11 protein-coding genes are annotated in these 11,308 nt (G+C 70.7%); 5 read left to right on the forward strand and 6 right to left on the reverse strand.

Annotated elements, in window-relative coordinates; genetic code table 11:
* Nucleotides 1-91 precede the first annotated feature (91 nt).
* A complete protein-coding gene (locus ACIQTP_RS09860) occupies nucleotides 92-886 on the forward strand; it encodes a polyprenol monophosphomannose synthase (protein ID WP_403398013.1) in 795 nt (264 codons plus the stop codon).
* Between the two features lie 131 nt (nucleotides 887-1,017).
* Nucleotides 1,018-1,587: an FxsA family membrane protein gene (gene fxsA, locus ACIQTP_RS09865; protein WP_403398016.1), complete on the forward strand. Its 570-nt coding sequence runs from the start codon at nucleotides 1,018-1,020 to the stop codon at nucleotides 1,585-1,587.
* A 193-nt stretch (nucleotides 1,588-1,780) separates the two neighbouring features.
* Here fxsA and ACIQTP_RS09870 read toward each other — a convergent pair whose 3' ends face one another.
* The 4 genes from ACIQTP_RS09870 to ACIQTP_RS09885 all read right to left on the reverse strand — a co-directional run bounded on the left by ACIQTP_RS09870 (nucleotide 1,781) and on the right by ACIQTP_RS09885 (nucleotide 5,257).
* Nucleotides 1,781-2,155, reverse strand: coding sequence for an RNA polymerase-binding protein RbpA (locus ACIQTP_RS09870; RefSeq protein ID WP_003977404.1), 375 nt, complete (start codon nucleotides 2,153-2,155; stop codon nucleotides 1,781-1,783).
* A gap of 255 nt (nucleotides 2,156-2,410) precedes the next feature.
* The gene (locus ACIQTP_RS09875; RefSeq protein ID WP_403398018.1) at nucleotides 2,411-3,760 is read right to left on the reverse strand and encodes an MFS transporter; all 1,350 of its coding nucleotides are present in this window, start codon (nucleotides 3,758-3,760) and stop codon (nucleotides 2,411-2,413) included.
* A 43-nt stretch (nucleotides 3,761-3,803) separates the two neighbouring features.
* A complete protein-coding gene (locus ACIQTP_RS09880; protein WP_403398020.1) occupies nucleotides 3,804-4,571 on the reverse strand; it encodes a glycerophosphodiester phosphodiesterase in 768 nt (255 codons plus the stop codon).
* Nucleotides 4,568-5,257: a YitT family protein gene (locus tag ACIQTP_RS09885; protein ID WP_403398021.1), complete on the reverse strand. Its 690-nt coding sequence runs from the start codon at nucleotides 5,255-5,257 to the stop codon at nucleotides 4,568-4,570. Before ACIQTP_RS09885 ends, ACIQTP_RS09880 begins: the two co-directional genes overlap by 4 nt.
* A gap of 135 nt (nucleotides 5,258-5,392) precedes the next feature.
* On the opposite strand from ACIQTP_RS09885, the gene ACIQTP_RS09890 reads away from it, so the two are divergent.
* A complete protein-coding gene (locus tag ACIQTP_RS09890) occupies nucleotides 5,393-6,892 on the forward strand; it encodes a PLP-dependent aminotransferase family protein (RefSeq protein ID WP_403398024.1) in 1,500 nt (499 codons plus the stop codon).
* A 76-nt stretch (nucleotides 6,893-6,968) separates the two neighbouring features.
* Here the strand turns inward: ACIQTP_RS09890 and ACIQTP_RS09895 are convergent, their stop codons facing one another.
* On the reverse strand, nucleotides 6,969-8,528 hold the full coding sequence (locus ACIQTP_RS09895) for a hypothetical protein (RefSeq protein WP_403398027.1): 1,560 nt from the start codon (nucleotides 8,526-8,528) through the stop codon (nucleotides 6,969-6,971).
* Between the two features lie 37 nt (nucleotides 8,529-8,565).
* Complete coding sequence (locus ACIQTP_RS09900; RefSeq protein WP_054236250.1) at nucleotides 8,566-8,760, reverse strand: hypothetical protein; 195 nt, start codon at nucleotides 8,758-8,760, stop codon at nucleotides 8,566-8,568.
* A gap of 361 nt (nucleotides 8,761-9,121) precedes the next feature.
* On the opposite strand from ACIQTP_RS09900, the gene ACIQTP_RS09905 reads away from it, so the two are divergent.
* Together ACIQTP_RS09905 and ACIQTP_RS09910 are read left to right on the forward strand one after the other, a co-directional pair.
* Nucleotides 9,122-9,514, forward strand: a complete 393-nt coding sequence (locus ACIQTP_RS09905) for an ankyrin repeat domain-containing protein (protein ID WP_403398030.1) — start codon at nucleotides 9,122-9,124, stop codon at nucleotides 9,512-9,514.
* 302 nt (nucleotides 9,515-9,816) lie between these two features.
* Entirely contained in the window at nucleotides 9,817-11,235 is a 1,419-nt protein-coding gene (locus ACIQTP_RS09910; RefSeq protein WP_101408285.1) for a HEAT repeat domain-containing protein, read from the forward strand.
* Nucleotides 11,236-11,308 lie beyond the last annotated feature (73 nt).

Below are 11,308 nucleotides of genomic sequence, written 5' to 3' on the forward strand. Positions count from 1 at the left end.
GAATCGACACCCCCGTACTAACGCGCCGACGCGTCAGTGCAGGCTGCGGCCACTATGGTGGACCCCTGCGTACGGACATGAAGGGGCAGTAGTGAACGACGGCGACGGGACCCTCGCGGCAGGAGCCAAGGGGAGGCAGTTCGGCCCGCTCGGCACGGCCTTGGTGATCATCCCGACCTACAACGAGGCGGAGAACATCAAGAAGATCGTCGGCCGGGTACGAGCCTCGGTGCCCGATGCACACGTTCTCGTGGCGGACGACAACAGCCCGGACGGCACGGGCAAGCTCGCCGACGAGCTGGCCGCCGAGGACGACCACGTCCAGGTGCTGCACCGCAAGGGCAAGGAAGGCCTGGGCGCCGCGTATCTCGCGGGCTTCGCCTGGGGCATGGAGCACGGCTACGGCGTCCTCGTGGAGATGGACGCGGACGGCTCGCACCAGCCCGAGGAACTGCCCCGGCTGCTGACCGCGCTCAAGGGCGCCGACCTCGTGCTGGGGTCGCGCTGGGTGCCGGGCGGGCGGGTCGTGAACTGGCCCAAGTCCCGCGAGTTCATCTCGCGCGGCGGCAGCATGTACTCCCGGCTCATGCTCGACGTGCCGATCCGGGACGTCACCGGAGGCTTCCGCGCCTTCCGCCGCGAGACCCTCGAAGGTCTCGGACTCGGTGAGGTCGCGTCCCAGGGGTACTGCTTTCAGGTGGACCTGGCCCGGCGCGCGGTCAAGTCCGGTTTCCACGTCGTCGAGGTGCCCATCACCTTCGTCGAGCGCGAGCTCGGCGACTCCAAGATGAGCCGCGACATCCTCGTGGAGGCGCTGTGGCGGGTCACCACGTGGGGCGTGGGGGAGCGGGTCGGCCGGATCACCGGCCGGAAGCGCATGTCGTAGGAGCGCTTGTGGAGTGGGGGGCGGCCCGGGTGGGCCCGCCCCCCACTCCCACTTCGCCCTCACTTCACTCCACAGCTACGGCTGATCATCCGCTTATCCCATACTGAGCTGTGCCCAGGCACACTGGGTGCATGACGACTGGCGCACCGACTCCCACATACCCCGCGCGGCCGCGGCGATCCCGGCTGCGCAGCTACCTGCCGCTCGGCATCGCCGTCTGGCTGGTGCTGGAGATCTGGCTCCTGACCGTGGTCGCGGGCGCGGCGAGCGGTTTCGCGGTCTTCCTGCTGCTGGTCGCCGGTTTCATCCTCGGTTCCGTGGTCATCAAGCGGGCCGGCCGCCGTGCCTTCCGCAACCTCACTGAGACGCTGCAACAGCAGCAGAGCGGGGCCGCCCCCACGAGCGGGGGCGGCAACGGCAACGGGCTGATGATGCTCGGCGGTCTGCTCCTGATGATCCCCGGGCTCATCTCCGACGCGCTGGGCCTGCTCCTGCTGATCCCGCCCGTCCAGAAGGCCCTGAGCCGTTACGCCGAGCGCACCATCGACCGCAAGATCCGTGAGGCCGCGCCGGGCAGCGTCGGTGACGCCTTCCAGCAGGCCCGTATCCATCGCCCCGACGGCAAGGTCGTCCAGGGCGAGGTCATCAGGGAAGAGCACCCGACGGCGGACCCGGGCCCGCGTCCGCCGCTGAATCGCTGACCGGCGCCGGCCATCGCGCCCCTTCAGGGGCGCGGGGAACCGCGCGACCAGCCCCCACCGGCCCGCGGGTGAGACCCACGGGCTCGGACGGGGGCACCGTCACGCGCACAACGCACAGAGCCGCGGGCCCCGTACGACTTGCGTACGGGGCTCGCGGCTGCGTGCGTGGTATGCCGCCCAACCCCCGGAGGGGTTACGCGGACTTGCGGCTGTCCCGCGGATGCACCGCGATGTTCATCGCGCCGGAGCGCAGAACAGCCAGGCGCTCCTCGAGGACCTCTTCGAGCTCCTCTCGGGTGCGCCGCTCCATCAGCATGTCCCAATGCGTACGCGCGGGCTTGGCCTTCTTTTCCTCAGGGCCGTCGCCGTCCACCAGGAGTGCCTGGGCCCCGCAGACCTTGCACTCCCACTCCGGCGGAATCTCCGCCTCGACCGAGAAGGGCATCTCAAACCGGTGCCCCTTCTCGCATGCGTACTCCACGGCCTGGCGCGGGGCCAGGTCGATGCCGCGGTCCGTCTCGTAGCTGGTCACCACGAGGCGCGTGCCGCGAAGAGCTCGCTCACTCATGAATCGTGCCTCCCGGGCTTGTCGCCCACAGGACAGGTGTCGCTGTCGTCGTCATCCGGTCAACGTCCGGTCGGCGGTAAAGATTCCCGTTCCGGGTCATGCGTCGCCGTCGTAGCCGCCCCTTGTTGTACCCACCGGCGCCCGGTTTGTCACATCTGGCAGCAGATGTCACCCAACGCTTCAGTATCTTTGACGCGCAGTAACGGTACGCCTGGCAGGCCAAACGCGTACACTACCGGCCTTTGGCCTCAGGTGCTAAATCCTGTCCGGTACGGGATTACCCGCGTCGTGCACGGCCTGCCGCACCGGAACCCTCGCCAGCAGCACGAATCCGATGACGAAGAAGGCCACGAGCGAGATGATCGCGTCCCGATAACTTCCCGTCAGCTGGTAGGTCAAACCGAACAGAAGCGGGCCGAGCCAGCTCATCCCCCGGTCGCTCATCTCGTACGCGGAGAAGTACTCGGCCTCCTTCCCGCTCGGAACCAGATGGGAGAACAGCGAGCGCGAGAGCGCCTGGCTGCCGCCCAGGACCAGGCCGATCCCGGCGGCCAGGACGAAGAACCAGACGGGCGCGCCCGCCGGCAGGAAGTACCCGGCGCCCAGCGTCACGGTCCAGGCGACGAGCGAGCCGAGGATCGTGCGCTTCGCGCCGTACGTCCGTGCGAGCCGTCCCATCCCCAGGGCGCCCCCGACCGCGAGCACCTGCACCAGCAGCACGGCGACGATCAGGGTCGACTGGCTCAGATCGAGCTCCTCCGATCCGTACACCGACGCCTGCGAGATGACCGTCTGGATGCCGTCGTTGTAGACGAGGTAGGCGAACAGGAAGGCGAGGGTGAGCGGTTTGCCCCGCATGTCGCGAACGGTGGCCGCCAACTGCCGCCATCCGTGCCCCGGCGCCTGACCCGCGGCTGCCGTGGGCCGGTCCCGCAGTCGCTTCAGCGGTACGAGGGTGAAGGCGCCCCACCAGATGCCCGCCGAGGCCAGACAGATGCGGACGGCCGTGGACTCGGAGACACCGAAGGAGTCGTGGGCCGAGTACAGGACCAGGTTCACGACCAGCATGAGCGAGCCCGCCGCGTAGCCGAAGGCCCAGCCGCGGGACGAGACCGCGTCACGCTCCTCGGGCGGGGCGATCTGCGGCAGGTAGGAGTTGTACAGCACCATCGACACGGCCACCGAGGCATTGGCGACGATCAGCAGCAGACCGCCGAGCAGATAGCGGTCGCCGTCCAGGAAGAACATGCCGGTGGTGGCCGCGGCGCCCAGATAGGCGCAGAGCGCGAGCAGGGGCTTCTTGCGGCCGGTGCGGTCGGCGGCCGCGCCGGCCATCGGCATCACGAAGATCGACAGAATGACGGACGCCGAGACCGCGTAGGCGAAGAAGGAGCCGGCGCGGACCGGGATGCCCAGAGGATGGACGAAGCCGTCCGCGTCCGCCGCGTGCTTGGCGACGGACGTGAGATAGGGGCCCAGGAACACGGTGAGCACGCTCGTCGAGTAGACGGAGCACGCCCAGTCGTAGAAGTACCAGCCGCGCTGCTCGCGCCGCCGTTCGGTGACCTCGTCGGTCGCCCGTGCCCGCACGGTTTCGGTGCCCACCCGTGCCCCCTCGCTTCCCGCTGAACGGACCGCGCGAGAGGGCTCAGACCCAGGTGCCCCGGTCCTCCAGGACCCTGCGCAGCGTGTCGATGTGATCGGTCATGATGCCATCGACGCCCAGGTCCAGGAGCCGGTGCATCCGATCGGCTTCGTTGACCGTCCACACGTGGACCTGCAGGCCGCGCGCGTGGGCGGCGCGCACGAAGCGCCGGTCGACCACCGGCACGCCCGACTGGGACTCGGGCACCTGGGCGGCGATCGCCGAGTCGCGCAGCGCGGCCGGGATGCCGTATGAGCGCAGCCGCAGCCCCACGACACCCTTGGTGCCGTACGAGGTCGCCAGACGAGGTCCGGCCAGACGCTGGGCGCGGAAGACCCGCGCCTCGGAGAACGAGCCGACGCAGACGCGGTCCCAGGCGTCGAGACGGCCGATGAGGTTCAGCAGGGGGTGCAGGGCGGGCTCGGTCTTGACGTCGACGTTCCAGCGGACGTCGGGGAAGGTTTCGAGGAGCTCCTCGAAGAGGGGGACCGGTTCCTTGCCCGCCACGCGCGCGTGGCGTATGTCCGCCCAGGGGAGGTCCGCGATCCGGCCCGCGCCGTCGGTCACCCGGTCCAGGGTCGCGTCGTGGAAGGCGACGAGCTTGCCGTCCGACGTCGCGTGCACATCCGTCTCGATGTAGCGGTAGCCCGTTTCCACGGCGCGGCGGAACTGGACGACGGTGTTCTCCAGACCGTCCGCCGCGCCGCCCCGGTGGGCGAAGGCGATCGGGCCGGGGTGGTCGAGGTACGGGTGGCGTATGCGCGGGCTCACCCTGGAAGTATCGCTCGCTCCGGTTGACCGACGGCGACGACGGTGCTTCCGCCCGGTGCCGGGCGGACGGCGAACACACGCAGGAAGAGCTGGGCGAGCGGCCCGATCGCGACGGCGTACAGCACCGTGCCGATGCCGACCGTGCCGCCGAGCGCGAATCCGCCCGCGACGACCGCCACTTCCAGGACCGTGCGCACCAGCCGTACCGAGCGCCCTGTACGCCGGTGCAGGCCCGTCATCAGACCGTCACGCGGACCCGGACCGAAACTGGCCGAGATGTACAGGCCCGTCGCCACGCCGTTCAGCACGATGCCCGCCACGAGCAGCGGAATCCGTACGACCAGGGTGTGGGCGTCCGGCACCAGGGCGAGGGTGCCGTCCATGGCGATGCCGACCACGAACACGTTGGAGACCGTGCCGAGGCCGGGGCGCTGGCGCAGCGGGATCCACAGGAGCAGCACCGCCGCGCCCACGAAGATCGACACCACGCCGATGGTCAGACCGGTCAGTTCGGCGAGTCCCTGGTGCAGCACGTTCCAGGGCTCCAGACCGAGGCCCGACTCCACCAGCAGGGCCGAACTCGCCCCGTACAGCGCGAGGCCCACGTACAGCTGGGCGAGGCGATGAGGAAGCCGTCGCCCGGATCCCGTGCGTTCCCGGTGTGGGGAGTCGGGGTGTGTGGACAAGAGGTGCCCCCTGTGGTGATGACCCGTGATGGCCCGTGATGACCCGCGGTGGTGCCAGTGGCCTGGCTCATGACATTCTGTGGCCTGAAGGAAGACGCCATCCAAGGCCAATCCGGGGAAGGTGGACTGGGAACCATGACGCAGTGGACTTCAGCGATGGGCGCCGCGCAGCTCGCCCGGCTGCTCAACTCCCAGCAGGAGCGCCCCGCGGGGCCCGGCACCCGCCGTCCGCCCGCCTATCGCGCGCTCGCCGACGGCATCCGGCTGCTCGTCCTCGAAGGCCGGGTTCCGGTCGCCGCGCGGCTGCCCGCCGAGCGGGAGCTCGCGCTGTCCCTCTCCGTCAGCCGTACGACGGTCGCCGCGGCGTACGAGGCGCTGCGCGGCGAAGGGTTCCTGGAGTCCCGCAGGGGAGCGGGCAGTTGGACCGCCGTCCCCGCCGGGAACCCGCTGCCCGCGCGCGGCCTCGAACCGCTGCCGCCCGAGGCCCTCGGTTCCATGATCGACCTCGGCTGCGCGTCACTCCCCGCGCCGGAGCCCTGGCTCACCCGTGCCGTGCAGGGCGCCCTGGAGGAGCTGCCACCATACGCGCACACGCACGGCGACTATCCGGCGGGGCTGCCCGCGCTGCGCGCGATGATCGCCGAGGGGTACACCGCGCGCGGCATTCCGACCATGCCCGAGCAGATCATGGTGACGACCGGCGCGATGGGCGCGATCGACGCCATCTGTCATCTCTTCGCCGGGCGCGGCGAACGCATCGCCGTCGAGTCCCCCTCCTACGCCAACATCCTCCAGCTGATGCGGGAGGCGGGCGCCCGGCTCGTCCCCGTCGCCATGGCCGAGGGGCTCGCCGGATGGGACGTGGAGCGTTGGCGCCAGGTCCTGCGCGACGCCGCGCCCCGGCTCGCGTACGTCGTCGCCGACTTCCACAACCCGACGGGAGCCCTCGCGGACGAGGACCAGCGGCGCCGCCTGGTGGACGCGGCGCGGTCGGCGGGGACCGTACTGGTGGTCGACGAAACGATGAGCGAGCTGTATCTGGAGGAGGGGCTGTCGATGCCCCGCCCCGTGTGCGGCTTCGACCCCTCCGGGTCCACGGTGATCACCGTGGGGTCGGCCAGCAAGGCGTTCTGGGCGGGGATGCGGATCGGGTGGGTCCGTGCGGCCCCCGATGTCATCCGCAGTCTCGTCTCCGCGCGCGCGTACGCCGACCTCGGAACGCCCGTGCTGGAGCAGCTGGCCGTGAACTGGCTGTTCAGCACCGGGGGTTGGGAGCGGGCCGTGGAGATCCGGCGTGCGCAGGCCCGGGAGAACCGGGACGCGCTCGTCACCGCCGTGCGCCGTGAGCTGCCCGACTGGGAGTTCACTGTTCCGCGGGGCGGGCTGACGCTGTGGGTGCGCACCGGCGGCCTGTCCGGCTCGCGGATCGCCGAGGCGGGCGAACGGGTGGGGGTACGGGTGCCCTCCGGGCCGCGGTTCGGTGTCGACGGCGCCTTCGAAGGGTATGTGCGGCTGCCGTTCACCGTGGGGGGCGCGGTGGCCGAGGAGGCGGCGGTCCGGTTGGCCGCGGCGGCGCACCTGGTGAAAGCGGGCGCCACCGGAGGCAGCGAAGCCCCCCGCACGTTCGTGGCCTAGCGTTGGGAGTTTTTAGGGGCGCGGGGAACTGCGCGACCGGCCCCCACCCACCCGCAGCCGAAGAACATGCCCGGCCTCAGGTCTCCGCTACCGCGGCCTCCGCGGGGACCGGCTCCGCCTCTGCCGGAGTCGTGCGTTCCGGCAGCAGGTCGAGGACGGCGCGTCGATGGGTCTCGCTGGTGGCGTCGTCGTAGGGGTCCGGCGTAGCCGGAACCTGGAGGCGCAGGACGGGACCCGCGCCGAGCCGGGCGTACCCGCGGCCGGGCGGCACCTCCCGCGTCGGAGTGGTGTGCGGTGGAGCGCCCAGGACGGCTTCCAGCTGGACCGGAGACGCCGGACCGAGGACCACGCGCGCGCGGGTGTGCTGCTGCACGGCCTCACTGAGCGCCTCGAGGTCCTCGAACTGCTCGGCGATGACGACGGTGACGCCCGCCGCGCGCCCGTGCCGGAGCGGGACCTGAAGGAGTGCCTGGGGATCGTTGCGGCCGTCGGCGGCGGCGAAGTGTCCGAGCGCGCTCGGCCGGTCGAGCAGGATCCACAGGGGGTTCTTGGTGTCGTCGGGGGCCGGGTGCCCCGCCTGCCGCGCACGGTTGGCGGAGATCAGCCGCCGCTCCGTCTCGTTCGCGGCCCACTCCAGACTCGCGAGCGCCCCGGCGAGGCCGGACTCGACGGCGAGGACGCCGGCCCGGCCCGTCAGGCACGCGTACTCGCCGGTGCCACCGCCCTCGACGATGACGACATCGCCGTACTGAAGCGCCTGGAGGGCGATGGAACGCATGAGGGTGGTCGTGCCGCTGCCGGGATTGCCGGCGATCAGCAGGTGCGGCTCGGTGGAACGGATGCCGGTGCGCCAGACGACCGGGGGAACGTCGCGCTGTTCCTCACCGTAGGTGAGGGGCAGGGTGCGCTGGACGTCGGCCGGGTCGGTGAAGCCAAGGACCGTCTCGCCGGGTGAGGTGACGAATCGCTGGGCGGCGATGTCGGTGGGCAGCGGCGGGAGGACGGTGACGGTGAGCTCGTTGCCCTCCTCGTCCCAGTCGAAGTGGTACTCGCGACCGCGGCCCGACTTGGCGTGCAGAAGCTGCTCGATCCGGGCCCGGGACTCCGCCTCGCCGTCCGTGAAGTACGCGGGGTAGCGGATGAGCAGCCGGGACACGCGCCCGTCGTCGTCGAAGTCGTGCGTGGGGAAGGCCTTCTCCCAGTCGCCGCCGTGGGCGTACAGAGGGGCCGGGTCCTCGGCCACGGAGAAGTACGGGACGAGTGCGTCGTACAACGACTGAAGCCGTTGGATCTGCGCCTCGTCGGGGCCCGTGGGCTCCGACGAGGCCGGCTGACGGCCCGTCCACGCTGCCGCCGCCATCAGCGTGATGGCGGCGAGCAGCGGTCCGTACGGCACCAGCGCCACGACCAGGATCACCGAGGCCACCAGGAACAGCAGCGGCCCGCGCCGGTCCTTGGGGGTGGCGGCCCACTTGCGCCCGCCGACGGCTGCCAGCCGGCGCAGTCCACGGGTGACCGTGATCAGTGGATGGAGGACGTCGGTGGCGCTGTCGGCCGCCGTTCGGGCCAGCTCCCGGCTTCGGGCGATCTGTGCGCTGCCGTTGCTGAGGATGCGGGGGAGAGGGCGCCGGGCCACTGCTGTCTCCTGAAGGTGCGTGCGATGGGCAGGGACGTCAGAACTTGATCCCGCCGAGGAGGCTCGCCAGGCTCTCCCCGCCTGCCTTGATGCTCGGCGCGATGGCCGTGCTGGCGAGGTAGAAACCGAAGAGCGAGGACACCATGGCGTGCGACGCCTTGAGCCCGTCCTTGCGGAAGAAGAGGAAGACGATGATGCCGAGCAGGACGACGCCTGAGATGGACAGAATCATTTGTGCTCTCCTGGTTCGTGGGGACAGTCACCATGAGTACTTCCAGGATCACAGGATGTATCCATACGATAAAAGGTGCAACTGAGTGAATTCCGGCTGATTTCATCCAGTCGGCGGAGCCGTTCCGGGCCCCCTGAGCAGGTCTGTTGTCTCCTGTCGGCTCTTGTACGGGCTTGTGGTGATCTTTGCCTCGGCCGACGCCGGTCATGTGCCGTCGGAGCCAGTACGCTGGCGAATCACCCGTACGGCCGCACACATCGCTGTCGTACGGACCTGCGCATGACAGCCCACCCGCTGTCGTACGCTCCCGCAGTCCCCCATGACGTAGCTGCCGTTGTCCTTGTGAGAGGTGGTCCGGCCGATGAGTGAAGCCCCCGACCCCGAAGTCGTGGAGCTGGCGACCAAGATCTTCGATCTGGCGCGCCGAGGGGAGACCGAGGCGCTCGTGGCGTACGTCGACGCGGGTGTTCCGGCCAACCTCACCAACGACCGCGGTGACTCGCTGGTGATGCTCGCCGCCTACCACGGCCACGCCGAGGCGGTACGCGCCCTGCTGGAGCGCGGCGCCGAGGCCGACCGCATCAACGACCGCGGCCAGACCCCTCTCGCGGGGGCCGTTTTCAAGGGCGAGACGGCGGTCATCCGCGCGCTTTTGGACGGTGGCGCCGACCCGGCCGCGGGCACCCCCTCGGCCGTCGACACCGCCCGGATGTTCGGCAAGACGGAACTACTGGAATTGTTCGGCGCGCGCTGATCCGTCCGCGCTGACCAGGTACAACACCGAAAACGGGGGAGGCGGTACGGGGCCGCCGGAAATACGGTCGCGGCAGGAAGAACTGCCGAGTCATCATGACGTCGTGATTCACGGACGCGATGGCTGGGCAGGTGTTGCCGCACCGCGCGGGCCGTGACGCGGCCCCGTATGGGCCCATCAACGAGAGGCAGAGGAAGATGGTCTACAGCAAGCAAGAAACGGCGGGCGCTCCGACGTGTTGTCACGCGGCCAGGTAATGCAGGATCCCGGTTGCGTCGACGCTTGATGTGAGGCTGTTTCCCATGTTCGATCCGGTCATAGCGCCCAGCGGTACGCTGCTCGGCCTGCTCCAGAGGGGCCGCGGCGACGGCACGCTGCACGCGCTCACCGCACCGCGAGCCGAAGCGCTCGCGGCACTGAACCACTGTGTGCTGCGCGACCCCCGCCACGACTGGCAGGTGGAGAACCGCTCCCTGTACTACGCCCGTCTCTATCTCGATCTGAGCGGTGAGCTCGACGAGATCGAGCGGCACCTCTTCGACGCCGAGGACATCCTCGACGACTGCGAGTCACGCACAGGGCTCGCCCTCGCGGTCCTCGGCCACCTCGCCTCGTACGGCAGGCGGGACGCCCTGGAACTGCTGCGCAGGTACGCCGCCTCGGGCACCAACTGGGCCTGGGCCCTGGACGAGCTGGCCCTGCGCGACGACGACGCGGGTCTGCGTGCACTCGCCGTGCCCGTCCTCGCCCGCTTCCCGGCCGATCCGGAGGGGGAGGCCGCGCTCGTCGCCCAGGTGCGCGACGCCTTCGAGCCCCGGCCCTGGCGGCTGTGGGCGGACGACTCCCGCGAATCCATCGCCGCGCGGGTGCGTGCCGCCCAGGAACAGGGCTCCTTCGATCGATGGCAACGGCAACTGCGCCCCACCGGACCACGTCCGGGGTGGAGCGTGCGGGCCGTGTTCGAGTGGGCCCAGCAGGGCCTGGACCGCGGAGCCGCACTCCATGTGCCGGCCGCGCGCTGTCTCACGGCCGTCGCGGGCCCCGAGGACCGGCCCGAGATTCTCCAGGCCGCCCGGGACGGCGGCGACGGAGCCCGCTGCACCGCCCTGCGCTACCTCGCCGACAGCAACGATCCGGACGCTCTCGATCTGATCGAGGCCGCCGCGACCGGCGGCACGGCGACCGTCGGGGAGGCCGCCGTCGACGCTTTCGAACGTATGCGCAGTGTCGCCGCCGTCGACCGGGCCCGACGGTGGGCCGGGCGGCCCGACGCCCTCGGCGCCGCCGCGGGACGGATGCTCGCCTGCCGGGGCGGCACCAAGGACAGCGAACTGGTGCTGGGCGCCCTGCGTGAGGCCGTACGCGGCGAAGGCCCCGACGCACCCACACTCTGGACCCTCGTCGACGGAGCCGGACGCCTCGGCATCGTCTGCGCCGCACCCGTACTGCGCCATGTCTACCGCGAGACGGCGTCGTCCCATCTGCGCGGGCGAGCCGCCCGCGCCCTCGCCGCCACCGACCCCTCCTTCCCCGCCGGCTTCGCCGTCGAGTGTCTGTGGGACTGCGAGGAGTCGACCCGCGAGGTGGCCGCACGACACGCCGAAACCGGTGACGCGCGCGTCGTCGATCAGTTGCGGCGGCTGGCGTCGGATCCGGCCGAGGAAGCGGAAGTACAGACAGCCGTACGCAGCCGGATCGGGCCCGACGCACCCGCCGTATGAACGCGAAGTGACTCGGGGGTCAGGAGGGCGTGGCCGCGGGCTGACCTGGAAAAGCGTGCAGTACAACGCTCAC

It is taken from the genome of Streptomyces sp. NPDC090798, assembly GCF_044768965.1.
GTDB lineage: Bacteria > Actinomycetota > Actinomycetes > Streptomycetales > Streptomycetaceae > Streptomyces.

Excerpts from the sequence above, each read along its gene's own strand:
- ACIQTP_RS09870 (WP_003977404.1), bottom strand. The coding sequence starts at position 2,155 with ATGAGTGAGCGAGCTCTTCGCGGCACGCGCCTCGTGGTGACCAGCTAC.
- ACIQTP_RS09910 (WP_101408285.1), top strand. The coding sequence starts at position 9,817 with ATGTTCGATCCGGTCATAGCGCCCAGCGGTACGCTGCTCGGCCTGCTC.
- ACIQTP_RS09900 (WP_054236250.1), bottom strand. The coding sequence starts at position 8,760 with ATGATTCTGTCCATCTCAGGCGTCGTCCTGCTCGGCATCATCGTCTTC.
- fxsA (WP_403398016.1), top strand. The coding sequence starts at position 1,018 with ATGACGACTGGCGCACCGACTCCCACATACCCCGCGCGGCCGCGGCGA.
- ACIQTP_RS09905 (WP_403398030.1), top strand. The coding sequence starts at position 9,122 with ATGAGTGAAGCCCCCGACCCCGAAGTCGTGGAGCTGGCGACCAAGATC.
- ACIQTP_RS09890 (WP_403398024.1), top strand. The coding sequence starts at position 5,393 with ATGACGCAGTGGACTTCAGCGATGGGCGCCGCGCAGCTCGCCCGGCTG.